Origin of the sequence: Streptomyces sp. GMY02, assembly GCF_019056675.1 — a bacterium.
Taxonomy (GTDB): Bacteria; Actinomycetota; Actinomycetes; order Streptomycetales; family Streptomycetaceae; genus Streptomyces; species Streptomyces odonnellii.
In genome coordinates, this window is sequence record NZ_CP077658.1 from 8,417,159 (window position 1) to 8,443,967 (window position 26,809).

Consider the following 26,809-nt stretch of genomic DNA (forward strand, 5'->3'; position numbering starts at 1 on the left):
CGGGTGGGTGAGTCCCTCAGTATCGCCTGCCGTGAGTTCGGCAAGGGCGGTCCATGTCGATGTGGAGGCTCTCCGTCCCCGGAGGCACGATTGAGACCGTTTCTCGCAGAAACACGGCGACTGCTGACGCCGTGATGTCGACCAGCGCCACCGGTGGTGGACCTCAGGACGACGGCCTCGGGGAACATCGGTACAGAAGTTGGCACGGAGAGCGATCATGGTCGGTTGGCACACCCGCTGAGGGATTCGCCGGGGTTCACGGAAAGATCGCCGGGCGGGTCCCGGGGCTCGCTACGGTCCGGCCCGTGCCGGTGGAGTTTTTGACTGATGAGCAGGCCGAGGCGTACGGGAAGTTCGCCGAGGAGCCGACCCGCCCCGAGCTTGAGCGGTTCTTCTTCCTGGACGACGTCGACCGCGATCTGATCGGGCGGCGACGCTCCACGCACCACCAGCTGGGTTTCGCGCTCCAGATGTGCACGGTGGCCTGCTCGCCTCCGTGGACGGCCTGCGGTACGTCGTCCCCGTCCGCACTGTCAGCGCGGCGCCGTCGCCGAAGTACTTCGGGTTCAAGCGGGGCATCACCTGGCTCAACGCCGTCAACGACCAAGTCGCGGGCATCGGACAGATGGTCGTCCCCGGCACTCCGCGCGACTCCCTGCACATCCTGGACGCGCTGCTGAACCTGGACGGCGGCGTGAAGCCGGAGATGGTGGCCCCCGACAACGCCTCGTATTCCGGCATGGCGTTCGGCCTGTTCAAGATCCTCGGCTACAACTTCAGCCCCAGGTTCCGCAACCTGGACGACCAGCGGTTCTGGCGGGCCACGATGGCCGGCGTCGACACGGGCACGTACGGCGCGCAGGAGGACCTGGCCCGCAACCGCGTGAACCTGAACAAGGTGATCACGCACTGGCCGGACATGCTGAAGGTCGCCGGTTCCCTGGTCAGCAACCAGGTCCGCGCCTACGACCTGCTGCGCATGTTCGGACGCGACGGGCGCCGCTGGGATAGGCGTATGCCGAGTACGGGCGGATCACCAAGACCGAGCGCCTGCTGCGCGTGGTCGACCCGGTGGACGACACCTACTGGCGGCAGAGGAACTGGCAGCTCACCGTGCAGGAGTCCCGTCACATGCTGGCCCGGGATGCCACGGCAAGCGCGACACCATCCACCAGGCGTACCGCGACGGAATGGAGGACCAGCTCGGCGCGCTCGGCCTGGTCCTCAACGCCATCGTGCCCTGGACGACGAAGTACATCGACGCCGCCGTCGAACAGTTGCGTGCCGAGGGCCACGAGATCCGCGACGAGGACGTCGCCCGCCTGTCGCCGCTCAAGCACCGCAACCTGAATCTGCTCGGCCGCTACGGCTTCACCGCCAGCCTCCCGGCTGGCGGCGCCCTGCGCCCGCTGCGCGACCCGGACGTGCCGGAGCTGGACGAGGATGACGACGGCGGCCAGGAGTGAGTGTCAGGAGCCGACCAGATCACTGCGTTACGGGTAGGCACTCGGCGAGCAGGGCGACGATGTCGCGCCAAGCTCGCTGTGCGTGCCGCGGGGGGTGGAAGGCTGCAAGGCGCCGCCGTAGACCGTGAGGTGCTAGTCGGCGCCTGCGGCCTGCATCTCGGCGGTGAACGCGTTCCGTTGCGCGGGCGGCATGATCGGGTCTTCCGACCCGACTCCGGCCCACACCGGGCAGCGGATGCGTGCCGTCTCGTCCGGTCGGCCCGTGGTCAGTGCGTTGACTGTCCCGATCGCGCGCAGGCTGACGCCGTCGCGCCCGAGTTCCAACGCAATGGCGCCCCCGGTGCCGTAACCGACAGCCGCAATGCGGTCGAGGTCGGCTGGCGATTCGGCGCGCAACACGTCAAGCGCCGCAGACTATCACGTGGCCGTTCTGGAACTCAGCCGCGCGGGGATCGCTCGTCCGGACCGTGCGATGCACGCGATGCGTGAGATCACCGAGGCCATCGAGCGAGTGGGCTGGCGGTACGTGAACGCCGAGCAGGTCCTCACAGAGATCAAGATCTTTTTCGTCCGTCCTCAGCGAGACCCGAGCCAAGGTTCGGCCGCCCGCCAGAGGAAAGGACGGTGCTCGTCGTACCCGGCACGGCACCGGCTGAGGACCCGGGACCGGGCCGCGCTCCCCATCTCAACGTCCGACCGGCATGAGGGTGGCCGGGCACTCCGTCCAGCAGGGCTCAACCCGTCACCGCCTGCCGATGAAGTCCGGCCTAGCTCTGTGCACGAGAACGGGTTCTGGCTCAGGTTCTGTGGTGCGGCCACGTTGAGTGAGCGGATCACCTCGCGGGTGACCGATCCCGATGGCGAGAGCGAACCCCGGGTTAGTCCCCCGCCTTGGCTGCAGACCTTTTCCTAAGGAACTGCTTCGCTGCCTCAACCGCTTCTCCGTTGAGTTCCTCAACGGAGACTCCCCAGCTTTCCTCCCAGCCGTCTCGGTTGTGCGCGCAGTGCACAAGGGGTTCTAGCTCTTCGGGGTAGCCGAGGTCATAGGCGATGTCTGCCCAGATGAGGTGAGTGCCGACGGCGGGATCCAGGGATCCGTCGGCGATCTGACCGGCGATCCAGTAGGCCATTGCCCACTTTGCGGCCCGGGGGTCCGCAGGCGGGTGGAAGAGCAGTCCAGCTCCTCCAGTACTTGGTTGAAGAGCTCTGGCGCTTCGGGCTCTTCGCTCCGGAGGAGTCCAGTCAGCATGGCCAGGGACGGGCTCTCGACCCCAGCTATCAGCGCGTCCAGACCTGCCTGAATGAGCCTGTCCGACCCGACATGCCTGCCAAATGCCCTCTCACGCGCGATGTGTCTGAGCTGATCGAGGGCGTCGTCGCTGGTCATCAAGGTCTTCTCCGTCGGCATCTGGAAGGGGAAGGCTTGCACATCCGCCGATGCCGCTGCCATTGAGTTCCTCCCGTTGGTGATCAGGACATGAGGACGCGCTTCCGCAGGAGGGCGAAGCCTGCGCGGCCGAACATCTGGCGCTTGAGCATCTTGATCCGGTTGACGTGCCCTTCCACGGCGCCTGAGCTCCAGGGCAGAGTCAGGCCGGCGATGACGGCGTCGCGGTCGCGGTCGATGCCTGCGGCGAGGGCGTGCAGGCTGGGCAGGTCGTCCCGCCTGACGGCGTCGAGCCAGACGTGCAAGCGCTCGCCCTGACGCTCGGTGAGTATGGTCGCGAAGGAGCGGACGTGCTCGGTGAGGGCGTCGAGTTCTGAGCAGTGCGCCCGGACGGCCTTGAGCTGGAGTTGACCGGTCTCGGTGAGGGCCTTCGGACGGCGGAGGATCCATCCGGCGACGGTCCGGGGCGAGGGGGGCGGTCACCGGCTGCGGTGAGGCGCGCTTGTCGTGCAGGTAGGCGCGAACGCGCTGGTAGCTGCCCTTGTAGCCGAGTGGCACGATCTCCTCCCACAGCTTCCAGGCGTTGGTGCAATCCTCGTTCCAGCGGTGATCCAGGTAGGGCTTGTAGTCGTCGAGGACGGAGGGCCGGTTCTGCCATTGACCGGTGAACAGCATTTCTGGCGTTGCGGCGTCGGCGAACTGCTTGACGGTGCGGTAGGTCATCCCGAGCTGCCGCTGCACCGAGCGCCGGCTGCGCCCCGCTTTTAGCAGTGCGTGGACGGCGGCGTGCCGGGCCCGGGTCCGATCGGCGAATCGGTGTCCGCGCGGCCAGGGAGAACCGGACGATTCCGCTGCTGGTACGGCGTCGGGATCGGGTTCGGGGACCATGGGGACCACAGCGCGGAGGCAGCGACGGTGCTGGGCAACGCTCCGCTCGGCAGCCTCGCTCAGGTTGTGCCAGAGATGCCACCAGTCCGCGACCTGGACGGCCTGCGGTGCGCCAGCGCTGGCGCCCTCGGCGAAGAATGGCGCCCGGTCACGACACACGACCTCAACGCCGGGCCGATCGGCGAGCCAGGCCGCCAGGCTCGATGCCTCCCGGTCGGTCAGTAGGTCGACAGGACGGCGGGTTTCGAATCGACGAGAACGGCGCCGTAGTGACGACCCTTGCGGGTGGCGTACTCGTCGACGCCGACCACACGCGGGGCGGGCACCTCCGGCTCGGGAAGAGCGTCGACCAGGCGCAGGACGGTGCTGCGGCTGACAGACACCCCGAACACGGAGCTCAGCCGAGCGCCGGCCCGGCCCGCCAGGGCGAGACAGACCGAGGCCAGCGTCGAGCGCAGCCGCTCGGTCCGTTGACCGTGTCGACGCATCATGCCGGGTATCTGCTCGACGAAGGTCCGTCGTGCGCACTCCGAGTTACCGCAGGTGAACCGGCGGACCCTCAGCCGGAGAACAACGCTTCGTCCGGCGCTCGGCACATCAGCGGGAAACCGCAGGTAGGAACCATGAACCCGGTCCGACCAGACCTTGCACGCCGCGCACGCGGCACCATTCGCAGTGCACTTGCCGTCGACGCGGACCATCGCGATGCTCACGTCCACCGACAGCACCGCGACGTCCGTCATCGACGGGAACAACGGCTCTTGCAACCGGAGCACGATCTCTTCCACAGCCCCGAACTGTCATCCCAACCGCCCTGCCCACGGCTCATTTTCGGGCGGCTTCACATACTGCCCGGGGAGTCTCAGCCGTCACTCAGCGTGGCCGCCTCACAGAAGTTGAGCCAGAACCGAAACCAGTGAACAAGGCCACCGGCCTGAGCGTTCAGCCGCCCGTAGTCGGGGCTCTTGGGCGGCGGCGTTTCGGTGTGTGGTGTGCAGGTATGCGCGGCGTGGTGGCCAGGGCGCGCCACCGGTCGTGGGTTGTCTGTTCGCCGGCACCATTATTGAGACCGGTACCGACTCCTACCGCTTTGCCAGCACCCGAGCACGAGCCGAGGGGTCCGCCAAGGCCGGCTGAGTCTGCCGCTACCTGGCACTCGCGCGTTCGTGGTGTTTCCGTCGGGTACTTCCGGTCCAGCCGTCTCGGTTGCCGCGGTGTGCCGATGGGTCTCAAGAGTCGAGCACGGCGGCGACGGCCTCGATCTCGACGAGCTGGTCCTTGTAGCCGAGCACGGTGACGCCCATCAAGGTGCTGGGGACGTCATGGTCGGCGAACGAGTCCCGGACCACCTCCCAGGCAGCCACCAAATCCTCCCGCCGCGCGGATGCGACGAGAACCCTGGTACTGATGACGTCCTGGAGCGACGCGCCAGCGGCAGTGAGAGCAGCCCGCATGTTCTCGACTGCTTTCAGTGCCTGACCCGCGTAGTTCCCGATCGCTGCCGTCGAGCCGTCGTCGTTGAGGGGACACGCCCCTGCGAGGAAGATCAGACGGGAGTCGGCGGGCGCCGTGGCCGCGTAGGCGTACTCGGCGATGTCGGACAGGGAGGCGGAGCGGATCAGCGTGATGGCATGAGCCACGGTCGTCGGGTCCTTTCCCGTCAGGAGTTGAGCGCGGACATCCTGTCAACGACCCGTTGGCACCCGCCTCCTCTTTTCTCGCGACCCCCTCGGCAATGCCGTCGTTTCTGGTCGACACTCGTGGACCGGGTGATCACCAACTGACCCCGGAACCCGTCGAGAAACGCTGTTGCCAGTGATCAACAAGCCATTCGGCTCGGTGGGGTCTTCCGGCTGCTGTGCCGTCGGCTTTCCACTGGTAGCCGTAGGAGGTTGCGGCGGGGCTCCACGTACCCGTGGCGGCGGTGAGTCTGGCGCCCACTTTGGCGGTGCCGGTGATCCTAGGTGCCGCCGTGGCCTTGGGAGCGTGTCCCAGCGCGCCGCCGATGAGGTCCACCGTACCGGTGACGGTCAGCGCAGAACCCTGCCCGTCCGCCGGTGTGATGGCCAGCGACCAGTCGTACCGTCCGTTCGGGAAGAACACAGTGCCGGGAAGGGCTCGGTCATTGCCGTGCCAGCCGACGCTGAGCGCGCCGCGCGCGGCGCCACCCCGCTCCGTGTCCACGGCCTTGCCCGCCGCGTTCCGTACCGTAAGGGTCCACTGCTCGGACGGCTTCGAGAGCAGCACGCTCGTGAGCGTGCCTGGTGTCACGGTCGGTTTGGTCGCTTGGACGGACGCGGCGTTGGCGGCCGGCGCCAGCAGACGCAAAGGCTGCGCGGGCACCCCGGACGGCACGAGGTGCACCTGCTCCTGGTCGTCCACGTACGCGGCGTTCGTGCCGGACTCGTCCACGGTCCAGCGGACATCGCGCTGGGAGACCCCGGTGTCGGGCAGCTCTCCGATGACACGGCTGACGGCGTCGCTGCCCGTGATCGTGGTGAGCGTCAGCTCTCCCGCCGCCTTGTTGTGCGTGACCACGTAGCCGTCGCCGAGCCGCGCCTCGCCGGACGGCACGGGCACCGATTTCTTCGCCGTACGGTCGTACACACCCGCGCCTCCGCCGGGTCCGCAACTCCAGTACAGCCAGCGGCCGACGGCCTGCAGTTTCCGCGGAACGCACGCCGCGTCCGCGGTGAAGGCCGTGCTCGCCGTCTTCGTCGTCAGATTGAAGCCCGTGACGCTGCCCGGCGTGCTTCCCGCGGTCAGCAGTTCATCGCCCCATACGGCGGCCGCGCCCTTGGCGAGGGTCACGGGGGCGCCCAAGTCGTCGAGCCTGTACACGTATTGCCGGCTGGTGTCCGTGTAGATCACGTACTTGCCGGACACATCGGTGATGTGGCCTCCGGCGGGCACGGAACGCGCAGGGGTATTGGCCGGCCCCGTAGACGCGGAGCAGGTCGGAGCCCAACGTGGCCCGCCGTTCCAGCCAGGCGACGCGACCATCGGCCGTCCCCTGGATCGCGGAGCACCCGGCGTCCTGGGCGAGACAGTCGGCGATCACTGTGTTGGAACCCGTAAACGCGGAGCGTGCACCGAACTCGGGTGTACCGGCGGGGGAGACAGTGCGCAGATAGGCGGCGCGATCGCCGCTGATGGGGTCGGTCACGACAAGCCTGCCCTGTTCCAGGGACAGCCCCTGGATCCTGGCGGCCGGCCGGGGAAGTGGCTTGACCGTGGTGACGACGGGTCTGCCGTCGGTGCCGGGGGTGATGCGCTGGATGCCCCAGTTGTCAGCGGTGGTACGGCCTAGCACAACGGCGGAGTCACCGGACGCCGAGGAGACGCCGAGGTTCGATGCGCGGACCACCGTGACCGTCGCGCCGCCAGCCAGCGGCTTCGCCAGGACCACGGTGCCCGCACTGGGCCGGTGGACCACCCAGTCGCCGACGACGGCCAGGTCCTCCGCCGGATTCACGGAGCCGGCGCCGTCCAGTACCAGCTCGGTCGGGGGCGCCGATAGATCGGAGCGGGGCAGCACCAGCACCTTCGTGTTGTTGACCGCGTACACGACGATGTGATCCTCGGACAGCCTGGCCCGGCTGTACGAAACGGGAACCGGCTGGGTCCAGCTCTGGACCGGGCCGGTTTCGCGGTCCACGGCCACCATGCGGAACGAGCCGTCCAGCTTCGCGAAGAACAACAGGCTGGTACCGTCCGCCGCGCGGGGGAGCCACAGTTCCATGCCGGCGGGCAGGCCGCTGACGGGCACATCACGCGTGGTGCCGTCGGCAGCCGGGGTCAGCAGGTGGAACGCACGGGCGGTTGTCCTGTCGTCGTCGGTGTAATTCTCGCTTGCGACGCCCGTTGTGCCGTAGACACTGCCGAGGTTCTGGCCATCGGGGATGTGGAGAGTGCGCGTGGTGTTGTCGGTCGCGTCCCACAGGCTGATGTTGTTGCCGGTGTGGCGGAAGGACAGCGTGTCGCTGCCCGTTCCGGTTTTCATCAGCGCGGTCTTGTCCACGGGTATGGGGATGGACTTGTTGTCTGAGTAGCGTGTCCAGACCAGGTCGGCGTTGCCCTCCAGGTGGTGGAACACTTCCTGGGCTCCGGCTCCGTCAGTTCCCGACTGTGTGCCGGGAGTGAGGAGCGAGGCTGATGTGTACGTGCTGCGCAGAGTGGCCGGTACGACGGTCTCCTGCGGCGTATCCACTGCTGGGGAGAAGGGCGCAGCCGAGGCCGGCGACGGCAGTGGGCTCAGCCCCGCCGACAAGGCCATCGAGACGACGATTGCGGACCTCGCGCCGTGCGCCTTACGTGACGCGCGACAACACGCCGGGTCATACCAGTCCCTCCCCAGAACCGCACAGGGATAGCGCCGTTGACCTGTTCGACCTTGCCGCCAGGCGGTGCTTCTCTCCCAGAAGTCAGCAATGGTATAAGCGTTCCTCTTGGACGAGGCACGCCCTTTCACCCCCTTCGAGGGGCTGACCCGCCCGCCGCCCCGCGTTCTGCTTTCAGCAATCGCGGACGCGGCAGTCACCGACTTCCCGCCGGTCCGGGAGACTTCGATCTGCCGGCGGCCGGCCGTAGCAGTCACCGGGTCGAGACCGCGCGCTGACGGGCCATGGGCCCGTGTGCTTCACGGACGCGGGCCCGGCCCCTGGGTGACGCCGGGCCGGGTGTTCAGGGACCACATGTGTGTGCATCGCGGGCACTGAAGGTGGACGACCGGCCCGTTGCTGGAGATCAGATAGCGCCAGTGCTCGCCGCAGTTGCGGCGCCCGGCGCAGGTCGCGCAGTGGCGGGCGTCGTCGCAGACGGGGCAGGCCGCCCAGGCGCGGCGGGCACGGTCCGCCTGTGGGTCAATGGGCAGCCGCACGGCCCGGCTCCTCCCCCGGCAGGACACCGGCCGCCACCAGCAGGTCGTAGGTGCGCTGCTGCTCGGCGTCCAGGCCCGAGTAGAGGAGGGCGTACGCCGCGTCCTCGCCCTGGAGGGCGGCCACCGGGTCCCAGTCGGGCCCGAGCGCGGCCACGACCTCGGCCCGTCGCCGGGCTTCCCCGAAGGTCAGGTCGACCGTGAAGGGTATGAGGTCGGTGGTGTTGTCCTGATTCATGGCGAGACTTCCGGTGTGCCTGCGGAACCCCGCCATGTCTACCAGGCATCCCCGGTAGCAGGGAAGGGTGTCCTGAGCTGTCCCGGGACGGCTCCGGGCGGCGCTCTGCCCTGTCCATCGGCACAACGCCCTCGGATCGGCCGGTACGGATGGACCGTTGCCGGCATCGGGCCCCGGACGGCAGACACGCGCCACTGTCGACATTGTGACGCACTGCACTTTCTGCCCCCGGGGAGTTACGGCCCGGCTCCGGCCCCGCCCACCACGGGCGCAGGGCCGCCTGCCTCCGTGAACAACTGCCACCGGGGTGAAGATGGCGATGAGCTGGGCGAGCAAGTAGGCCGTGTGCAGGGAGAAGTAACGCATCCGGTAGACGGACAGAAGCAGACCGAGCGGGCGCGGCCGTGCGCGCCGTCCGGGAAGTCGCGCGCGTGGAGCCGTGAGCTGCGCAAGTGCCGAGAGCGTCGCCGTCCCGGCTCACGGACTGCGGGCGGGCAGCGCGTGCGGTTCGCTGTTGCTGAGTCTCGTTTCGTTGTCCGCCCGATTTCTCATTTCGGCGCCTCGATGCTGTCGATGGCGGTGTGACTGCGTGACATGCAGTGTTGCCATACGCGGGAGTTCTTGTGTGGAGCCACTCGACGAGAAGTTGCCTGGAGCCATGTGAGATACAGCAGGACAGGGAAATGAGACTCGGCAGCGGTACCTCCCTGGGGCCAGTTGTGGATTCGACGCTACGGCCGACCGCTGGCCCGTACCTCTGGTTGCTCGGCCTGGTTGATTTTTGTTGTTCGGGGCGGGTGTGCGGGTGCAGCGTGTCGGATACGGATATGGGTGCGGGGTGGGGCGGGGGGCCAGGTCGGGCGGGTGGGACAGTTCTGTGTCGGCCTCTGGTACGCAACGGCTGCTGACGCGTGCCCTGGTCCGGGAGTCGGGCCGGGCCTGGCAGTTCCTGATGGCCGGGGGGTGGCGCCCTACTGATGCGGATGCCGAGGCGGCGGCCCAAGTCTTGGCCCGTCTCACCGCCCCGCTCCCGGCCCGTGGGGCCAGCAGTGTACGGGTGCGGGCTGTGGACCGGGACAGGCGGCTTCAGCGGGTCTGGCGTACCACAGTGCATCACCTCGATGCGGGTGCGGTCAGTGCGCCGGCCGCGGCTCTTCTGGCTGCTGTGGCTCGCGCTTTCCTGCCGTGGTACGCCGCCCCGAATCCGTCGGCTGCTGCGGCGGCGCCGCGCTACCCGGTTCCCCGGGACACGGCGGACGGCTTGCCGGTCCCGCCGACCGGGGCAGGCGAAGCGCTGCTCCCTGGCCTGGCCGCGCTGTTTGCCGCCCTGGCCGTCCCGGGTCTGTCCGGGACCGCTGCGCTCACGCCTCCGGCCGTGCCGTGGGAGGTCCGGTACGCGGGTCGGTTCCGGCATTACGGGAGGCCCGCCCCCGGCGTATGGACGGCCGACACCGTCCGCTGCCCCGGGTGTGCGGGTGCGGACGGTCCGTGGACAGTGGCCTGCGACTGGCGGCTGATTACGCTGGGCTGCCCGTGCGGGCTGGTGACCGGAGAGCACGGCCTCACTTTCTCCGAGGTCTGGCTCCTCCTGCCGGACCGGTGAGCGAGCCGTCGCCATCAGCCTGTCCGGGCGGACCAGGGCGCTTCACGCAGTTGACCGAACGCTCGTCGGCCGGTTGAAGCGCTCGGTCACAGCCCGGGCGCCGGTGGCTCACCAGGAAACGCGTCACTCCTTCACGGGACTTTTATTCCGCACAGGCCGCGTTTCAGCACGTCAGCGAGTTCCGTCGGTGGGCTCAACGGCCGCTCCGGGGGCCGGTGCAGGGCGATGCTGAGGCCCGGCGGGCAGTAGAGGGCCCCGGCCCCAGGGCCACACCGGACTTCCTGCCGTCCTCCTGCCGTTCTGGACCTGTCTGTTCTGTCCCAAGGAAGATTGAGCGTTCTCACCGGGGATTGAGCGGCTTCACTGCGGCGGGCGCTGCCCAGGATGCTCGGCGCCGAGGGTGTCGAACGCCGGTCCGGCGGCGGACCGTGAAGCGGTCGCCTGCGGAGAGCTCCGGCCTCTCCGGCGGATCGTTCGGGTGTCAGTGGCTGACAGGGCGTCGGGGCAGTGGGGAGGAGTAGACGACGCTGGTCGTGACGGAGCCGAGGCTGCCGATTCGGCCGGAGATCTCTTCGAGGTGGCGCATGGAGCGTGCTGCGACTTTGATGATGAAGCAGTCGTCGCCGGTGACGTGATGGGCTTCCAGGATTTCGGGCATTGCCTCGATGAGGTCGTGGAATGGCTTGTAGTTGCTGTTGGGGTAGCGCAGTCGCACGAACGCCATGATCGTCAGCCCGACTTTCTCCGGGTCCACGACCGCGGCGTAGCCGACGATAATCCCCGCCTCCTCCAGCCGGCGTACGCGCTCGGTGACGGCGCTGGCCGACATGGAGACGGCGCGTGCGAGGTCGGCGAAGCTGGCCCGGCCCTCGCGCTGGAGGACGTCGAGGATGCGCCAGTCGAGGGCGTCAGGGGAAAACGCGGCCATGGCCGAGAAGTAGCACGGAATCCCCGGCCGGAGCAATAAGGTGCAGTGGATGATGCCTTCAGAGTGCCGGATCCGGCCCGTAGATTCGAGGTCGCAGAGAGCAGCCCGATCGTAGTGCCCGGCATCAGGAAAGGCACCCTTCCATGACCACGACCGTCCCGAACCCTGTCCTGCGCGCAGCCCCCGTGGCGCCCGCCGCGGCCGCTGCCCACCTCCGCGCCTCGCTGCGCCTGTATGCCGACGTGTCCGATGTCGCCGCCGCGCTCGCGGCCGGCGTCGGCCCGGGGTTTGTGCTTCTCGACTCCCGTTCCGCCGAGTCCTGGGACCAGGGGCACATCCCCGGTGCGATCCATCTGCCCACCGCGCTGATCCCCGAGCGGGCCGAGGGCCTGCTCGACAAGTCGGTGCCCGTCGTCAGCTACTGCTGGGGGCCGGGCTGCAACGGTGCCGCCCGCGCAGCCCTCGCCCTCGCCGAACTCGGCTTCCAGGTCAAGGAAATGCTCGGAGGGTTCGAGTACTGGGTGCGCGAGGGCTTCACGTACGAGACCTGGCAGGGCCCGGAGCGCCGCGACGCCGACCCTCTGACCGCCCCGGTCGCGGGCACCTGCGGCTGCTGACCCCGGCGCCGCGCGCCCGCCCCGGGGCCGCTACCCGTGAAGCTGTGCTTCCGGCGGGGCACGGGCACCGGATGCCCGCCCATGGCTCAGACCCTGCTCCCGGGGGAAGAGCGCCGGTGGCGGTACAGCGGCCGGGGCAGTATCTCCAGCCGCGAGCCGGTCGGCGCAACCAGTTCCGAGGCATGGCGCCATCCTCACACCCGGCTTGGGCCCCGCCGGAGGGGTTCCTTCGTGCGGGTGTGATCTGCCGGACGAGTGCCGCCGCCTTCTCAGGCGGCTCCGCGTGTCTGTTCGGATAATCGTGCTGATGAGCCATCGGTTCCCGTGCCCGGTCGGGTTACCGTCGAGGCATGGGCTATCTTTCCGAACCGGTGGCGGCCACGGCGAGGGAGAGAGTCCCGAAGCCCGTGCGGACCGACAGCGCACTCACGGTGGCTCATCTGGGTGCTCCCGGCGGCGTACCCGCGATGCAGCGGATGATCGGGAACCGGGCCGTCGGGGCGATGCTCACTCAGGCGCGCCCGGCGGCCGTGGTGCAAAGAGCCGATCCGCCCCACGACAAGCCCGACCCGGCGGCACCCTACGTCGCCCATCCGGCGGTGCTCGCCGACTGCGTCAGCCTCCTCACGCGGCTCTATACGACGCTGAGTCCGGCGACGCTCGCCGTGCTGCGGCAGTGGAAGACGCTCGCGATCGGGGCGGTCTTCGATCCGGATGATCCTGACGTGACGGTATATCACTGGACTTCCAGCGGGAACTGGAACGATCCTGCGGTCGCGGCCGTGCTGGCTGGACTCGGGGTGCGGCGCTGGGACGCGGACTCGGCGAGGCAGCCGCGTGGTGCCCAAGGAGCACCGGGTGATGCCGAGCAACGCCTGATGTCCGGGGACCACATACTCAAGGCCGTCGCGGTGTCACGCCCGCCGTGCCCGGACTGCGCCGCCGCGCTGGCGGACTACGGCCATGAGTACGGGCGGGTGCTGCTCTCCGTCGCGACCCCGCCGGCCGAGCGGGAGCACCAGGCCCGGGCCCAGGCCGCCAGCGCGATCAGGGCCGCGGCCGACCGGGTCAGCAGGCAGCTTGAACTGTACGAGGGCGAGCACAAGGTCCAGGCGGCCCTCATCAATGAGCCGTCTTTCACCGGCTTCGCGGGCTACTGGACGAACCGCCTCTTCAACCGCGACATCCCGCCACCGACCATCTGGATCAATGCCTACGGTTCGCTGCTGGCCGTGGAGTCCGCGCTCGCCCGTGGAGACATCAGGGCGGCGACCGCGAATCTCATCCGGGCGCGCCGGCATCTGCTGGTCGCGCTGAAGACCTACACCACGTGGAAGGACGGCATCGAAGCAGCGGGCACGAAGGCGGAGGCGGCGATCGCTGCGGTCGCGATTGCCTCGGTCGTCGCCTTTGTCGCTGGGCCGCTGGTTATCGAATGGCTTGGCGAGCTGTTGGGCGAGGGTGCCGCCGAGGCGAGCGCGGAAGAACAGGTGGCGGCCCGCATTGCTGAAACCATCGAACGCTCGGACGCCGCCTTCCTGACCGCGGAGGAGCAGATCACCGAGGCCGAGATCCAGGCGGAGGCACTGGAGGAGGCCAACGAGTTCTACGCGACCCTGGGCCATTGATCGGGAGACCGGTCAATGGCGCGAACCTGTGACGCCGAGCCGCTTCACGGAGAGTGGAGCGGCGGCTCGTACCGCTCGATGACGATGAAGCCGGGCTTCCACCTACCGATCGGGCGCTTCGCCCACACGTTTACGTTGCTGCCGTCGGGTTGAATGTCTTGTCCACGGCGAGATCGTGGGGACCGCATAATGGGGCACTGAAGTCGCTTGCAGCCCGCATGGACCGAACAATTCCGGCGCGGGCGTTGTGTTGACGATGACCGGGTCGCTCCCCGCCCACGCGTCCCGAACCCAAGGCGGGGTCAGCTCCGAATAGCCGGGAGCTACGGCTGTGGCGGGTAGGCCGGGTGTTGACCGTGACGTTCGTCGCCGCCGGTCCTGGTCGCGGACGGTGTCATCTTCGGTCTGGTGGTGGTCCTGCTGGACTTTCAGGAGATCGACAGGACCGCGAAGCTCGACGCGAAGACGCTCTTCGACCTGGTAGCTCTCCTTCGGAGTGGTCGCGGGGGGCGGCGCACTCGTCGCCCTGGTCGTCGCCTACCGAGAGGCCACCCGGCTCTATACCGAGCGTTGCTCCCAGGCCGTCGAACAACTCGGTTCGGACACCCCAGATGTCCGGCTCGGCGGCGTCCACGCCCTGGTCGGTCCGGCCGACGACAGCCCGGCAACGATCCCAGCCACCAGGACGGACACCATCGTCTACCTGGTCTTGCGCAAGGTCCGGCACACCATGATGCGTCTCGTCGGCGACCAAGAAGGCGCACTCGGCCATCCTGGTCCGTTCCTTGAACACGCTGCCCCGGTCTAGTGTCCTGAGTCGCTAATTCGTCGGCAGTATGAGGCGAGGGATTCGAGGATCTGGTCGGCGGTCCTGGTCCAGATGAACGGCTTGGGGTCCTCGTTCCATGAGTCGATCCAGGTGCGGATGTCCTTCTCCAGTGCCTGGACCGACTTGTGGACGCCTCGCCGTATCCGCTTGTTCGTCAGCTCGGCGAACCATCGCTCGACGAGGTTCAGCCAGGACGAGCTGGTGGGCGTGAAGTGCATGTGGAACCGGGGATGGGCCAGCAGCCACTTCTTGACTGCCGCGGTCTTGTGGGTCGCGTAGTTGTCGCAGATCAGGTGGACCTGGAGCCCGGCAGGGACCTCTCTGTCGAGTTTGCCCAGGAACTTCTTGAACTCCTCGGCCCGGTGCCTGCGGTGGAGCGAACCGATCACCTTGCCGGTGGCCGCGTCGAACGCGGCGAACAGGGTGGTGGTGCCGGCGCGGACATAGTCGTGGGTCGCCCGCTCCGGCACCCCGGGCATCATCGGCAGCACCGGCTGAGACCGGTCCAGTGCCTGGATCTGCGACTTCTCGTCCACACACAGCACCAGCGCCCGCTCCGGCGGGTCGAGATACAGTCCCACCACGTCGTGGACCTTGTCGACGAAGAACGGGTCCGCGGACAGCTTGAACGTCTCGGAGCGGTGCGGCTGCAGCCCGAACGCCCGCCAGACCCGCGAAACGGTCGACTGGGAGAGTCCCGTCCTCTTCGCCATCGACCGCGTCGACCAGTGCGTGGCATCCTCCGGCCCCGACTCCAGAGTCCGCGCGATCAGATCGGCGACCTGCTCATCCCCCACCGTGCGGGGCCGGCCCGGACGGGGCTCGTCCGACAGCCCGTCCAGACGGTCCGCGAGGAACCGCCGACGCCACTTCGACACGGTGTCACGCGACACCCCGACCCGCTCCATCACCACACGCGTCGACACAGGGAAACCGTCCTCCCCGACCTCGTCACAGGCCAGGACCACACGAGCCCGCATCGCCATGTCCTGCGCGGACTTACGCCGCCGAACCCAACCCTCCAACACCGACCGCTCAGCATCAGTCAGATCCAACGGCACAAGCTTCGGTCCCGGACGCACCATGACCCAACCCTACGGAAATTTAAGACTCAGAACACTAGGTCCTGTCCGGCGGATCATGTGACTTTCCGACCGGTTGCTCGTTGGTTGGGTCATGGGTCGGGGGGATCTGACGAATGGCGAGTGGTCGCTGCTGGAGCCGCATCTGCCTTCGCCGGGTGGCCGGGGCGGCCGGTGGAACGACCACCGCACCGTGCTCAACGGGATTCTGTTCCGGATCCGCACCGGTGTCCCGTGGCGTGACCTGCCGGAACGCTACGGGTCCTGGAAAACCGTCTACGAACGGCATCGCCGCTGGTCGGCGGACGGCACCTGGGACTGGATCCTGCGGTCGGTCCAGGCCGACGCCGACCTCGCGGGCCGGATCGACTGGTCGATGGTCGGCGTCGACTCGACGTCCTGCCGGGCCCACCAGCACGCGGCCGGCGCCCGCAAGGCCAAGCCGCGGGTCCCGAAAAAAGGACGACGCCTCGGCACCACCGCCCCGACGAGGGACTCGGCCGGTCCCGGGGCGGCCTGACCTGCAAGATCGACCTCGCTGGCGAAGGCGGCTGCCGCCCCATGGCCCTCCTGCTCACGCCTGGCCAGTGGGGCGACGCCCCGCAGATGGTCGAGGTCCTGGACCGGATCCGGGTCCCCAGGCCACTGGGCGGACGGCCCCGGACACGGCCCGGCCACGTCAGCGGCGACAAGGCATACAGCTCCCGCCGAAACCGCCGTTACCTGCGAAGACGCCACATCCGGCACACAATTCCTGAACCGAGGGACCAGCAGGCCAACCGGAGACGCAGAGGCAGAGACGGCGGCAGGCCCGCCGGTTTCGACCGTGACCGCTACCGGCGCCGCAACGAAGTCGAGCGGACCATCAACCGGCTCAAGAACTCCCGTGCAGTCGCTACTCGTTACGACAAGCGGGCCTACGTTTTCCACGGCACCGTCACCGCCGCAGCAGTCCGACTCTGGCTCCGGCCATGATCCGCCGGACAGGGCCTAGTGTTCTGAGTCTTAAATTTCCGTAGGGTTGGGTCATGGTGCGTCCGGGACCGAAGCTTGTGCCGTTGGATCTGACTGATGCTGAGCGGTCGGTGTTGGAGGGTTGGGTTCGGCGGCGTAAGTCCGCGCAGGACATGGCGATGCGGGCTCGTGTGGTCCTGGCCTGTGACGAGGTCGGGGAGGACGGTTTCCCTGTGTCGACGCGTGTGGTGATGGAGCGGGTCGGGGTGTCGCGTGACACCGTGTCGAAGTGGCGTCGGCGGTTCCTCGCGGACCGTCTGGACGGGCTGTCGGACGAGCCCCGTCCGGGCCGGCCCCGCACGGTGGGGGATGAGCAGGTCGCCGATCTGATCGCGCGGACTCTGGAGTCGGGGCCGGAGGATGCCACGCACTGGTCGACGCGGTCGATGGCGAAGAGGACGGGACTCTCCCAGTCGACCGTTTCGCGGGTCTGGCGGGCGTTCGGGCTGCAGCCGCACCGCTCCGAGACGTTCAAGCTGTCCGCGGACCCGTTCTTCGTCGACAAGGTCCACGACGTGGTGGGACTGTATCTCGACCCGCCGGAGCGGGCGCTGGTGCTGTGTGTGGACGAGAAGTCGCAGATCCAGGCACTGGACCGGTCTCAGCCGGTGCTGCCGATGATGCCCGGGGTGCCGGAGCGGGCGACCCACGACTATGTCCGCGCCGGCACCACCACCCTGTTCGCCGCGTTCGACGCGGCCACCGGCAAGGTGATCGGTTCGCTCCACCGCAGGCACCGGGCCGAGGAGTTCAAGAAGTTCCTGGGCAAACTCGACAGAGAGGTCCCTGCCGGGCTCCAGGTCCACCTGATCTGCGACAACTACGCGACCCACAAGACCGCGGCAGTCAAGAAGTGGCTGCTGGCCCATCCCCGGTTCCACATGCACTTCACGCCCACCAGCTCGTCCTGGCTGAACCTCGTCGAGCGATGGTTCGCCGAGCTGACGAACAAGCGGATACGGCGAGGCGTCCACAAGTCGGTCCAGGCACTGGAGAAGGACATCCGCACCTGGATCGACTCATGGAACGAGGACCCCAAGCCGTTCATCTGGACCAGGACCGCCGACCAGATCCTCGAATCCCTCGCCTCATACTGCCGACGAATTAGCGACTCAGGACACTAGAGGGGTGCGGCCATGACGTGGTCCGGGGCCCGCCTGGTGGAGGCGGTGCGAGAAGTGAGGGCCTGGGCCGCTCACGCGGCGGGTTCATCACCAAGCCCCACCTGAGCGCGGACGGCCGGTGCCGTCCGCTGTCCCTGGTCGTGACACTGGGCCAGCGGGTGGACTGCGCCTGGTTCAGGCCTGTGCTGGAGACGATCCGGGTCCTGAAGCCAGGGCCGGGTGGGCCTCGTAAGAAGCCGGACAGTATCGCGGCCGACAAGGCCTGCAGCAACGGCCCGTGCCGTGAGTACCTGCGGCGCCGGGGTATCCGGCACACAATCCCGGAGAATACCGAGAGCCAGGCCATCCGCCTGCGAAAAGGCTGACGAGGCGGACGACCACCGGGCTTCGACGAAGAGCGGTGCAAGAAGCGCAGCAACGTCGAACGGGCCATCAACCGCCTCAAGCAGCAGCGGGCGGTGGCCACCCGCTACGACAAGCGCCGTTACGGCTGCCTCGCCACCGCCACCGCCACTGCCTTCGTCATCTGGCTCCGGACATGATCGCCAGGACAAGTCCGGGCGGTGCCCCGCTCGCGCTCGGCGATGACGGCGGCATGCGCGCCAAGTGGCGAGCGGAGTCTTCCATCTCCAGTGCCTAGCGCAGTGGGTTACCCGCAGCCGTATCGGGGTCCGTATGGAAGCCTGCGGTCCGTCCGCTTGCGGCTGGTTACACGGGCGCCTCAACACAACAGCCCGTACCCCGGCCGGCCGGCCTCAGTGGTATCGAGTTTCAGCTCCTGATATCGGCTGGATTGAGTCGGCCGAAGTCACGGGGCGTCTGCGCGGGCAGGGGAGGCTGCCGCCGGCCGGGGGTCTGGGCGCCAGGCCGGCGCGGGAGGCGGTTTGCGCGGAGCTTCCCGCCGTCCCCCACTCCGCCGGGCCGAGGATATCGGTCCTCTGTGGTGGTGCATCCCGACGAAGGACGGTCGGTAGTTCCGGAGCCGGTCCGCGTTTGAGGGTCCCGTGAGCACGGTGGGGCGCCCGGCGGGGGCCGGTATGTGCCCCCGAGCGCTCTCCTCTGCGCCTTCACGCTCCTGCACGGCACCGGTAGCGACGATGAGTTACGTAATAATTGCCGTGAGTGACCAATGCTGGTCAAGTGCTCGTTGTTCTCGGTGATTCCGCGTACGAGGAGGAAGGCAAGGATGAGAGCAAGGAAACTTGTCACTGCCGCAGCAGCAGCCATCGGGACATTCGCCCTGGGCATTTCACCGGCTCCCCGACCGGTGCGCGCAGGCAGGCGACCACAGCCCCACCCGCAACTGTCGTACCGGCATGGCCGCCGCAGGGACGGCACCGGCACCGGCGTGGTCAGCCGCCCGTCCGTCTGCGTCCAGCGCCTGCTGAGCCCCGGCCCGGCCCGCCCGGCCGCCACCACGCCCAGCACGGCGTCGAGACGTCGGCCCGAGCCGTTCGGTCTGTTTCCACGGCTCAGCCGTTGTGATTTTGATACTTCATCGCCCGCGAATAGGCGGCTCATGCAACTGAAGTGCCGCTGAACGGCATACGTCTTCCTATGTCACGTTCACAGCCACGCAAGGGAAACCGGCCATCACGGGGACTGGGGATGCTCGTTACAGAGTTCAGCACGGAGATCGTTGCAGCGCGGGAGCGATTCGAACTCTTTGCCGAAGTTACCGATCAGGCGCACATGCCCAACCGGCTGCGCAGCAACAATCAAGACGATTTCCGCGCCAGGATTCGAATTCTGGATTTTGGGGAGTTGCAGGTCTCCATGATGCACATCCCGCATCTGGAGGTCACGCGGACCGCTAAGCTTATCCGGCAGTTCGACCCCGAGGCGTACCAGATCAACTACTTTCTGCATCAGACAGGACTGCTCTCCCTGGCCGGAGCCGACACGGCGCTAAGCAAAGGCGACTTGGTGATGATGGACTCCAGCCGCCCCTACCGTGGAGAGGTCCGTCCCCTTGGGCCCGGCTGGTCGCATGTGACCGTGCAGCTCCCCCGAAGGCTGATACCGCTGCCGGAGAGGACGGTGCAGCGACTGCTCACCGTCCCGATCGACGGGCGCCGCGGCATGGGCGGGACGTTCGGCCGCTGGCTGACCGACATCAATGCGCGGGCCGACGAGTTCACTGCCGCCGATACTCCCGCCCTTGCCCAGTTGACCACCGACCTCCTGGCGTCCACGCTCAGCCGTGCTCTGGACGTTGAGGATGCCTTGTCCCCGGAGGCCCGCCGACGGGCACTTCGGCTGCGCGTCCACGCTTTCATCCGACAGCACCTGCGCGATCCCGCCCTCACCCCCGACACCATCGCGGCCGCTCACGCGGTATCAACCCGCCATCTGTACAGGCTGTTCGAAGAAGAAGGAATAACTATCGCGGCCTGGATTCGCGAACGCCGACTGGAACAGTGCCGCAACGATCTCGCCGACCCCAATCTGCGAAACATTCCTGCCCGCGCCATCGCAGCCCGTTGGAACTTCGCTGATCCTGCCCACTTCAGCCGGACATTTCGCGCCGCCTACGGAGCAGCCCCCAGCGATTACCGGCAGGCGGTCCTGAATAGATCTTGCGGGAACTGACAAGGTCCTGGCAGGGAAAGTCAACGGATCCCGCCCCGCGCTCTGGCATCTTTCTGTCTGACGGAACCGGACAACCAGATCCGTGGATCCCCCACCCTCAGCAGATACGGGGCAGGTCATGCAAATTCGACCCGCGCGGGGCAACGGAACGATGGCCACCACCAGTGGATCCAAGGTCTGTTCCCAGTCAAAAACCTGCAAGCTGCCCATTGTCATCACATACAGAGAGGAACCCTGTGCGCCTGAATCGCAGAAAGGCAGCTGGAGCAATGGCCGCGGTAGCTGCCGGCGCAGCTCTGGCCCTGACCCCGTCGTACGCGTCGGCCGCCGAGCACCCCATCAGCGGAACCACCTCCAGCAGATGCTGGAAGGTATCCGGCACCTACGGCTACCGAGAGTCACCCGACCTCAACACCCCCGGCTACATCACCTGGGGTTCGTACTCGATGAACCGTGCCAACAGCAACTGCACCCTTCGAGGGGTCTTCCAGTTCAAGGGAAAGGTCCAAGCTGGCATCGGCGCGCCATGGATCACGTACAACTCGTTCAGGACCTGGAACAGCACAAACCTGAACATGGGGTTCCGCTCGCGGAATATCCAGTTCCGAGTCTGCAATCTTACGGCCGCTGGAGAAACCACCGGGTGCGCCCGTGTGGTCTGACCGTCCCGCCCTTGAACCGACTGGCCTGCGTCACAGCTTGTCCGGCTGCAGCCGTGTCCGGTTGGCCTCTCCTCCCGCCTGATCGCGGTTTCCGCGAAGTCCAACCGCTCCAAAACCGACCAAGATCCCGCGACCTGGCAGCCGCCCGCCGCCGGCTACCGCCGCGAGTAGGCCACCGGCTGGGGCGCGGTCAAAACCCGCTGGCATCTGGCGGTCTGGCCCCGCCGAACAGGACGCACTGACCGAGACGCTGTCACAGTGCCCGAACGCTCCGGTCGAAGTGACACCCGCCCGGTAGTGACTGCCATCTGTGCGGCCTCCGGACCATGGTCCGGAGGCCGCACAGATGCACCCCGTCGCCGACGTTGTCATCCCGACTGGCGCGGACGTTGGCGCTGCCTGGCGCGGCTGGGGGAGGAGAGCTTGCCGAGGGCTTCTTCCGTGGCAGGGGCGAAGGTGATGCGGTTGCTCCGCGGTTGTTGCCGTGTCTGCTGCCCAGGCTGCGGTCCGCCCCGTGATGGCCAACGGCGTTACCGGCGTTGTTCCGTTCAGACGCTTCCAGTGACCGTCGTCCGGTGATTGTCGCTGATCGCGGGGTGCGTCGGCCTGATGGTCGGCGGGCCCTCAACATTCAGGCCACTGATCGCAGTTGGTCCAGTTCGCTGCCGATTGCTTCCCGCAGCGCGTCATGCTGTGGACCGGTTCTGGACTGCTGGTTGTTCCATCGTTCACGCGGGTAGAGCCACACAGGCTTGCCTACCAGCTCGGCGGGTTCCCATTCGTACCGTGGCCAGACGTGAGCATGCAGGAACGGGTCGGTGTTCCCCAGGATCTCCAGGTTGACTCGGCGGAAGTCGGGGTCCAAGCGTCGGCAGGCACGCTCAACGGCTTCGCCGAGCTGGTCCATGTCGGACAGGAATGACCGCCGCTTCGCCCTCGGCAGGTCCGTTAGCCGCTGAACACTTGGCTCGTCCACGAGCAGAACCGAGTAGCCGGGCAGGAACTGTACGTCCCCGATCACTGCGAACCCCGCTGTCAGCCGTCGCATTACGGCCGGGTTCTCGCCCCTCAGGGCAGTTCCGATTCGGTCGGTCCGCCAGTCGCCAGTCATGGCAAAACCTTTCATTCTGGTGATCAAGGGCCGGTCTTCGATTCCTATCCTTCTCACGCAGTTCAAAGACCGAGCAAGTGGGGTGAGGAGCGGCCCCGGCCGTTTTCAAAGATCCTCGTCAGGGCTTGGACAGCTGCATGGCGGGCCGGGTTCTGGCCTGTTATGGCCGTCGGTTCACGGTGCCGGGGCGTGGCTGCCGTCCGCTGGTACCGGGCTGGATCATCTGCATCGCCGTCTTCGCCCGTTCCGCTTGCTGGTGGGTCGAGGGCGGCGATGGGAAGTTCCTGAGGGGCGGTCGCGTCTGAGCGGAGCGGGTCCGGGGCGCTGGCCTCGGCGTGCGGAGTGGGATCCATGCTGCTCGTGTTGTGACGCGGCTGGCGGCTGCCACGGCCATGGGTAGCGGTGCCGCGTGTTGTCGCCGCTTCGGCACTGGGTGCCGCGTCTGTGCTGGTGCAGGGGGCTGGCGCTGTCCACGTTCAGCAGCGGGCCGTGATGCCAGTGCGGTTGGGGGCTGTACGGCCGGTCCGGACGACGTGGCTGGGCGGGCCGGAGGATCTTGCTCGGTTCCGCCGGCCTTAAGCGTGGCGCTGATGCCTGCTGCCGTGTCATCGGCGGCCGGCCGCAGCCCGGGTCGCCGGTGGGCCCGGCCGGTTCCGCCGGCCGGCAGCGGCACCGGGACCCCGGGCGGTTCGGAGAAGAGGAGCGGCACAGTGGTGACGGGCGGAGTCGGGAGAGGCCCGGACCGGGCCTGCCCGGCGGGTCATGGCGCGAAGCTGCCGGGTCATCTTCCGGGACAAGGCAGGGGGATTGCTTCTGTTACGTGTTGGGAGGTGTGGTGGCGCCGACTGCTTGCCGGCACAGGAGGGTGAGGGTGGTGAGAAGCGTCTGTTCTTCTTCTTCGGTGTGGTTGCGGCTGTAGAGCATGTAGGCGTTGCGTTCGACCATCCAGCTCAGGGCAAGGGCCATGGCGCGGGCGTCGCCGTGGTGGGGGAGCAGGCCGCGGTCACGGTCGCGTTCGATCGCGGTGGCCAGGATGTCGGCGCACCGGTGGAAGTACTCCTCCCATGCGGCGCGGAGGGCGGGGCGGTGGCTGAGCATGCCGACCGCGGCGGTCAGCAGGGGGCCGCTGCGGCGCCAGATCGCGAAGCACGCCTGGATGCACTGTTCGGCGCTGGTGGCGAAGGGGGCGTCGGGTGAGGCGGTCCAGTCGCTGATCGCCTTGAGGAGTTCGTTGACGCGGCGGGCGATGGCGGCTTCAACGAGGGCGTCTTTGTTGTCGAAGTAGAAGTACACGCCGGCGCGGGAGAGTCCGGCTCCGGAGGCGATGTCCGTGAGCGAGATGTCCGCCAGGGGTCTGGCGGAGAGGAGTTGCTCGGCGCTGTCGAGCAGTGCCATTTCCTGCCGGTCTCCCCGGCTGAGGGTGGGGCGGCGGCGTCCTGTGCGGGGTGTCGGTGCCGGGGAAGGCGTGGGTGAGTCCATACGGGAACCGTATCGGCACGCGAAAACCCCGGCTAACGGGCAGACAAGAAAACTCGACACTCTGTTGACAGTGATTTGCGTCTTGTTGACTATGGAGGTGTGCCGGTGAGGAGCCGGCGCTTCGGGCACGTGCCTGCCGCGCGTTCCTGACAGGCGGAAGCGCGGTGGGAAGCCATGCGACTGACAGGGGAGATACACGTGTATCTGATCAAGAGGCTCACCCGGACCGCCGTCTTAGGGGTGGTCGCCATCGGCACCCTGGGTGTCACAGCCCCCTCCGCCGACGCCGCCCCGGGGGATACCGCGCCGGGCTGTGTCGGGCGGACGGTCTACCCGACGATCGAGGGATTCGACGTTTTTCTGCAGAACAACTGCCAGAAGACCGCCAGCGTCAAGGTGATCGTTTCACTGGGCCCCGACAGCCCGTGCTATGCCATCAAGGTCGGGACGTCCAGGGTTTTCGGCTACGAGGGGATAACCGGCAACTACGACCGCACCGTGCTGTGCTGACGTACCGGAGGACCTGCTCACGGCCGTGAAGGACCTGTTCACGGCAGTGACGCGCGGGCCGGTCGGCCGCCGTGGCGGGTAGCCGGCGCAGCCGGTGACCGCCGTTCCTCGGCCGCGCTGCGGTAGACCCTGACCGTGCGCGTCGACGACTGCCCGGCCGCATCACTGGCGGCGGCCGTGCTGAGCGCCCCGCGCTGGGCACGGCGGGTTCCCGTTCACCGCGCGGCACACCGTGTGGCCGTGGAGGCGTTCTGCCTCCACGGCCAGACCACGGCCGTGGTGGAGACCCTGACGGCGCAGATTGATGGCGTCGCGCCGGGAGGGACACGCACGTCATCGTCAACAAGCGCCGGGCCCCGCCCAGGGTGCTGCGTGTGTCCGGCCCGGGGGTGCGGGAGATCCTGGCGAGGATACGGGCCGGGGCCGCTGATCGGCCTCTGGGCAGGCGGGGAGAAGGTCTGCGCCGGCCTGATGCGCGCAGGACGTCGGCATGCCCCGCGCGCCGGACCACGCCGCCCTGCCAAGTACCGGCACGGCGGCACAGCGGTATGACAACCGCCTCCTGATTCCACCAGGGGGATGGAATGTCGCGCCTGGCCCTGTCGAGAAGTTGGGCTTCGAGGTCGGCGATGCGTTTGTCGGTGAAGCGGAGGTTGGAACGGCCGCCTTCGAGTCGTTCTTGCGGGGTTCGGTGTTCCTGGGCCAGATGTTGGACTCGTTGCTTGAGGGCGGTGTTCTCCGCGGTCAGGGTGCTGGATGGATTCGCCGGGGACCATCTGGTCGAAGTCTCTGGGATGGCCCATGAGCTCGCCGGTCTGCTGTCGCTGAGCGAGGATCTCGTGCTGGGTGCGAGTCAGTTTCTCTTCTGCTCTTCGGCGTTGAGGGCTCGTTCCCGCCATGAGGCTTCGATGCGCTCGTGCTCGTACTGGGTGACGCGGCCGTGGCGGCTCTTGCTGTCGGTGACGGCGGTCTGGGCCGGTCTGTGAGTGTTGGTGTTCTCGTAGAGGAACGGTGGCGACATGCCCTCGGATGGGCACCCGAGGCCAGCGGTTGGAATACGTGCTGTTTGTCGTGGGGTGTCGGTGTGTGGTGCTGGGCGCTGGCCCTGTTGGCAGGGACTGGCCTGGGGGGCTGACACCGTGCCGTCTGGTCAGCCGTCCCGGGTTTTCGGTCGTCTTGGCTGTTACTTGTGTCTTCTGGAGTGGTCTAGGCCGTGTCTGACATTTGATCTCTGCGAAGCTGGGGCGTCCGGAGCTGGCGGAGGGGTCATGGGGATCGAGCTTGAGCTTTACTCGGGGCGGCCCGCGCGAAGGGGATCGTCCCGAGTCACGTTGCTGCGGGGGTCCTACCAGCATGGTGAAGCGTTGGCGCGGGCGCTGAGCAGGCTTGACCGCCAAGGCTCGGGCAAGCTCGGATGGGTAGATCCGTATGGCGACACACTGTTCAACGAGCAAGAGGCTCAAGTCGCCAGCAAGGAGGCTGCCGCTCTGGCGAAGGGCTGCGACGACGAACGGCAGAGGGCGGCTCTCCTCGACCTCACCGAGCTTCTTGGAGCTTGTGCGGCGACGCCGGGCAGCTACCTGCGGTTCATGGGTGACTAGTCATAGTTGATCATTGATCTTGTGGCTGGTCGTGGCGAGTTGACGGATGCGGCATGGGAGCGGATAGCGCCGCTGTTGCCGACGCTGGATGGTCGAGGGCGGCCCTGGCGGAATCACCGGCAGGTGATCGACGGGGTGTTGTGGCGCTTGCGGACCGGCGCCCCGTGGCGGGATCTGCCGGAGCGCTATGGGCCGTGGTAGACGGTCTACGAGCGGTTCACCCGGTGTGAGTCCGGCGGTACGTGGGCCCGATTGCAGGAGCACGTTCAGGTCCGTGACGATGCGGCGGGCCTCCTGGAGTGGACGGTTTCGGTGGACTCCACCACCAACCGGGCCCATCAGCATGCCGCCGGTGCCCGGAAAAAAGGGGGAACCGGACGGGGACAAAGTGGAAGATCCGCAATGCTCGGCGGCGCGGCAGGCCCGCGGCAGGTCCCGTGGCGGACTGACCACGAAGGTCCACCTGGCCGTGGACGGCCGTGGTCTGCCCCTGTCGTTGGTCGTGACGGCCGGAAACGTGAACGACTCCACGATGTTCGCAGCGGTACTGGACGCCATCAAGGTGCCCCGCTCCACGGTCGGCAGGCCGCGACGCCGCCCCGACCGCGTACTGGACGACAAGGCGTACTCTCCCGGGCCATCAGGACCGGCCTGCGGCGACGCGGTATCCGGGCCACCATCCCCGAACGCTCCGACCAGGTGGCCAACCGCAAGCGACGCGGCACACACGGCGGCCGGCCGCCAGCCTTCGACAAGGAGCAGTACAGACAAGGAGCAGTACAAGGGCCGCAACGTGGTTGAGCGCTGCTTCAACCGTCTCAAGCAGTTCCGCGCGATCCCGACCCGCTTCGACAAGCTCGCACTCCGCTACCAGGCGCGACTGCACGTGGCCTCGTTCGTCTTGGCTGTTGCTTGTGTCGTGTGGAGTGGTCTAGTGCGTTGCTGGGCTGGCTTGTGTTTGGTCCATGGGATGCGGTGCGGGGTTGGTTGCCGCACCGCATCCTGTGGGTGTGTGGTCAGTCGAAGAGTTCTTCGACGGCGTCTTCGGCGGCTTCGCCGCCGATCTCTTCGGCTGTCTCTTCCACGATCTCCTCGATGATTTCCCCGAAGATGTCGTCCATGTGGTGAATCCCTTCTGGCTGGTGTGGCTGGCCCGCGGCCTGTGTGGGATGGC

Annotated in this window: 24 protein-coding genes and 7 pseudogenes; 15 read left to right on the forward strand and 16 right to left on the reverse strand. The window is 67.7% G+C overall.

Features of this window, described 5'->3' with window-relative positions:
- Nucleotides 1-134: 134 nt before the first annotated feature.
- Together KQY30_RS37595 and KQY30_RS35475 are read left to right on the forward strand one after the other, a co-directional pair.
- Nucleotides 135-422 (forward strand): annotated as a pseudogene (locus KQY30_RS37595) (hypothetical protein); the annotation flags it as partial.
- Nucleotides 423-478: 56 nt separating this feature from the next.
- Nucleotides 479-1,466, forward strand: a pseudogene (locus KQY30_RS35475) (Tn3 family transposase); the annotation flags it as partial.
- A 19-nt stretch (nucleotides 1,467-1,485) separates the two neighbouring features.
- On the opposite strand, the pseudogene KQY30_RS35480 reads toward KQY30_RS35475, so the two are convergent.
- From KQY30_RS35480 to KQY30_RS36975, 5 genes and pseudogenes are all read right to left on the reverse strand, one after another.
- Nucleotides 1,486-1,877: pseudogene (locus KQY30_RS35480) on the reverse strand (dienelactone hydrolase family protein); the annotation flags it as partial.
- A 467-nt stretch (nucleotides 1,878-2,344) separates the two neighbouring features.
- Entirely contained in the window at nucleotides 2,345-2,596 is a 252-nt protein-coding gene (locus tag KQY30_RS36965) for a hypothetical protein (RefSeq protein WP_254407751.1), read from the reverse strand.
- Nucleotides 2,597-2,936: 340 nt separating this feature from the next.
- Nucleotides 2,937-3,299: a transposase gene (locus KQY30_RS37600; RefSeq protein WP_254407745.1), complete on the reverse strand. Its 363-nt coding sequence runs from the start codon at nucleotides 3,297-3,299 to the stop codon at nucleotides 2,937-2,939.
- A 514-nt stretch (nucleotides 3,300-3,813) separates the two neighbouring features.
- Nucleotides 3,814-3,963 (reverse strand): annotated as a pseudogene (locus tag KQY30_RS37605) (hypothetical protein); the annotation flags it as partial.
- The gene (locus KQY30_RS36975) at nucleotides 3,960-4,529 is read right to left on the reverse strand and encodes a transposase family protein (RefSeq protein ID WP_254407752.1); all 570 of its coding nucleotides are present in this window, start codon (nucleotides 4,527-4,529) and stop codon (nucleotides 3,960-3,962) included. The gene KQY30_RS36975 and the pseudogene KQY30_RS37605, both read right to left, overlap by 4 nt.
- A gap of 259 nt (nucleotides 4,530-4,788) precedes the next feature.
- Between KQY30_RS36975 and KQY30_RS36980 the strand changes: the two are divergent.
- Nucleotides 4,789-4,878: pseudogene (locus tag KQY30_RS36980) on the forward strand (ATPase); the annotation flags it as partial.
- Nucleotides 4,879-4,970: 92 nt separating this feature from the next.
- Here the strand turns inward: KQY30_RS36980 and KQY30_RS35500 are convergent.
- The 7 genes and pseudogenes from KQY30_RS35500 to KQY30_RS35525 form a co-directional block, all read right to left on the reverse strand.
- Nucleotides 4,971-5,381 (reverse strand): RidA family protein, encoded by a 411-nt coding sequence (locus tag KQY30_RS35500; protein WP_217310573.1) that lies wholly within the window; start codon nucleotides 5,379-5,381, stop codon nucleotides 4,971-4,973.
- A 133-nt stretch (nucleotides 5,382-5,514) separates the two neighbouring features.
- The gene (locus tag KQY30_RS35505; RefSeq protein WP_217310574.1) at nucleotides 5,515-6,564 is read right to left on the reverse strand and encodes a hypothetical protein; all 1,050 of its coding nucleotides are present in this window, start codon (nucleotides 6,562-6,564) and stop codon (nucleotides 5,515-5,517) included.
- Nucleotides 6,512-7,951: a hypothetical protein gene (locus KQY30_RS35510; protein WP_217310575.1), complete on the reverse strand. Its 1,440-nt coding sequence runs from the start codon at nucleotides 7,949-7,951 to the stop codon at nucleotides 6,512-6,514. Before KQY30_RS35510 ends, KQY30_RS35505 begins: the two co-directional genes overlap by 53 nt.
- A 429-nt stretch (nucleotides 7,952-8,380) precedes the next feature.
- Complete coding sequence (locus KQY30_RS35515) at nucleotides 8,381-8,620, reverse strand: hypothetical protein (protein ID WP_217310576.1); 240 nt, start codon at nucleotides 8,618-8,620, stop codon at nucleotides 8,381-8,383.
- On the reverse strand, nucleotides 8,604-8,855 hold the full coding sequence (locus tag KQY30_RS35520) for a DUF6400 family protein (protein ID WP_217310577.1): 252 nt from the start codon (nucleotides 8,853-8,855) through the stop codon (nucleotides 8,604-8,606). Before KQY30_RS35520 ends, KQY30_RS35515 begins: the two co-directional genes overlap by 17 nt.
- Nucleotides 8,856-9,167: 312 nt before the next feature.
- A pseudogene (locus KQY30_RS37610) lies at nucleotides 9,168-9,257 on the reverse strand (DUF6185 family protein); the annotation flags it as partial.
- 1,682 nt (nucleotides 9,258-10,939) lie between these two features.
- Nucleotides 10,940-11,386, reverse strand: a complete 447-nt coding sequence (locus KQY30_RS35525; RefSeq protein WP_217310578.1) for an Lrp/AsnC family transcriptional regulator — start codon at nucleotides 11,384-11,386, stop codon at nucleotides 10,940-10,942.
- A 143-nt stretch (nucleotides 11,387-11,529) separates the two neighbouring features.
- Between KQY30_RS35525 and KQY30_RS35530 the strand changes: the two genes are divergently transcribed.
- The 3 genes from KQY30_RS35530 to KQY30_RS35540 all read left to right on the forward strand — a co-directional run bounded on the left by KQY30_RS35530 (nucleotide 11,530) and on the right by KQY30_RS35540 (nucleotide 14,439).
- Entirely contained in the window at nucleotides 11,530-12,003 is a 474-nt protein-coding gene (locus KQY30_RS35530) for a rhodanese-like domain-containing protein (RefSeq protein ID WP_217310579.1), read from the forward strand.
- A gap of 467 nt (nucleotides 12,004-12,470) precedes the next feature.
- Entirely contained in the window at nucleotides 12,471-13,631 is a 1,161-nt protein-coding gene (locus tag KQY30_RS35535) for a hypothetical protein (RefSeq protein WP_217310580.1), read from the forward strand.
- A 496-nt stretch (nucleotides 13,632-14,127) separates the two neighbouring features.
- On the forward strand, nucleotides 14,128-14,439 hold the full coding sequence (locus tag KQY30_RS35540; RefSeq protein ID WP_217310581.1) for a hypothetical protein: 312 nt from the start codon (nucleotides 14,128-14,130) through the stop codon (nucleotides 14,437-14,439).
- On the opposite strand, the gene KQY30_RS35545 is transcribed toward KQY30_RS35540, so the two are convergent.
- Nucleotides 14,436-15,545 carry an IS630 family transposase gene (locus KQY30_RS35545; RefSeq protein ID WP_217308917.1) on the reverse strand — a complete coding sequence of 370 codons (1,110 nt, stop codon included), beginning with the start codon at nucleotides 15,543-15,545 and terminating at the stop codon, nucleotides 14,436-14,438. The two genes, KQY30_RS35540 and KQY30_RS35545, sit on opposite strands and share 4 nt — an antisense overlap.
- A gap of 91 nt (nucleotides 15,546-15,636) precedes the next feature.
- On the opposite strand from KQY30_RS35545, the gene KQY30_RS35550 reads away from it, so the two are divergent.
- From KQY30_RS35550 to KQY30_RS35575, 5 genes are all read left to right on the forward strand, one after another.
- Nucleotides 15,637-16,517 (forward strand): IS5 family transposase gene (locus KQY30_RS35550; protein WP_217310582.1). Its coding sequence is split into 2 segments (ribosomal slippage): nucleotides 15,637-15,997 and nucleotides 15,997-16,517, totalling 882 coding nucleotides; the frame shifts between segments, so codons are not numbered across the junction.
- Nucleotides 16,518-16,570: 53 nt separating this feature from the next.
- Complete coding sequence (locus KQY30_RS35555) at nucleotides 16,571-17,680, forward strand: IS630 family transposase (protein WP_217308917.1); 1,110 nt, start codon at nucleotides 16,571-16,573, stop codon at nucleotides 17,678-17,680.
- Between the two features lie 17 nt (nucleotides 17,681-17,697).
- On the forward strand, nucleotides 17,698-18,045 hold the full coding sequence (locus tag KQY30_RS37615; protein WP_217310583.1) for a transposase: 348 nt from the start codon (nucleotides 17,698-17,700) through the stop codon (nucleotides 18,043-18,045).
- Nucleotides 18,046-19,288: 1,243 nt separating this feature from the next.
- Nucleotides 19,289-20,272, forward strand: a complete 984-nt coding sequence (locus KQY30_RS35570) for a helix-turn-helix domain-containing protein (protein WP_217310584.1) — start codon at nucleotides 19,289-19,291, stop codon at nucleotides 20,270-20,272.
- Between the two features lie 269 nt (nucleotides 20,273-20,541).
- Nucleotides 20,542-20,934, forward strand: a complete 393-nt coding sequence (locus KQY30_RS35575) for a hypothetical protein (RefSeq protein WP_217310585.1) — start codon at nucleotides 20,542-20,544, stop codon at nucleotides 20,932-20,934.
- A gap of 631 nt (nucleotides 20,935-21,565) precedes the next feature.
- Here the strand turns inward: KQY30_RS35575 and KQY30_RS35580 are convergent.
- The gene (locus KQY30_RS35580) at nucleotides 21,566-22,045 is read right to left on the reverse strand and encodes an HIT family protein (protein WP_217310586.1); all 480 of its coding nucleotides are present in this window, start codon (nucleotides 22,043-22,045) and stop codon (nucleotides 21,566-21,568) included.
- Between the two features lie 816 nt (nucleotides 22,046-22,861).
- Nucleotides 22,862-23,440: a TetR/AcrR family transcriptional regulator gene (locus KQY30_RS35585; RefSeq protein WP_217310587.1), complete on the reverse strand. Its 579-nt coding sequence runs from the start codon at nucleotides 23,438-23,440 to the stop codon at nucleotides 22,862-22,864.
- 282 nt (nucleotides 23,441-23,722) lie between these two features.
- Here KQY30_RS35585 and KQY30_RS35590 point away from each other — a divergent pair, with 282 nt between their 5' ends.
- On the forward strand, nucleotides 23,723-24,034 hold the full coding sequence (locus tag KQY30_RS35590) for a beta-Ig-H3/fasciclin (protein WP_217310588.1): 312 nt from the start codon (nucleotides 23,723-23,725) through the stop codon (nucleotides 24,032-24,034).
- Between the two features lie 853 nt (nucleotides 24,035-24,887).
- On the opposite strand, the gene KQY30_RS35595 is transcribed toward KQY30_RS35590, so the two are convergent.
- Nucleotides 24,888-25,055: a hypothetical protein gene (locus KQY30_RS35595; protein ID WP_217310589.1), complete on the reverse strand. Its 168-nt coding sequence runs from the start codon at nucleotides 25,053-25,055 to the stop codon at nucleotides 24,888-24,890.
- A 247-nt stretch (nucleotides 25,056-25,302) separates the two neighbouring features.
- Here KQY30_RS35595 and KQY30_RS35600 point away from each other — a divergent pair, with 247 nt between their 5' ends.
- The 3 genes and pseudogenes from KQY30_RS35600 to KQY30_RS37625 all read left to right on the forward strand — a co-directional run.
- On the forward strand, nucleotides 25,303-25,635 hold the full coding sequence (locus KQY30_RS35600; protein ID WP_217310590.1) for a hypothetical protein: 333 nt from the start codon (nucleotides 25,303-25,305) through the stop codon (nucleotides 25,633-25,635).
- 21 nt (nucleotides 25,636-25,656) lie between these two features.
- Nucleotides 25,657-25,836, forward strand: a complete 180-nt coding sequence (locus KQY30_RS37620) for a transposase (protein WP_367997493.1) — start codon at nucleotides 25,657-25,659, stop codon at nucleotides 25,834-25,836.
- Nucleotides 25,837-25,978: 142 nt separating this feature from the next.
- Nucleotides 25,979-26,437 (forward strand): annotated as a pseudogene (locus tag KQY30_RS37625) (transposase); the annotation flags it as partial.
- Between the last annotated feature and the right edge of the window lie 372 nt (nucleotides 26,438-26,809).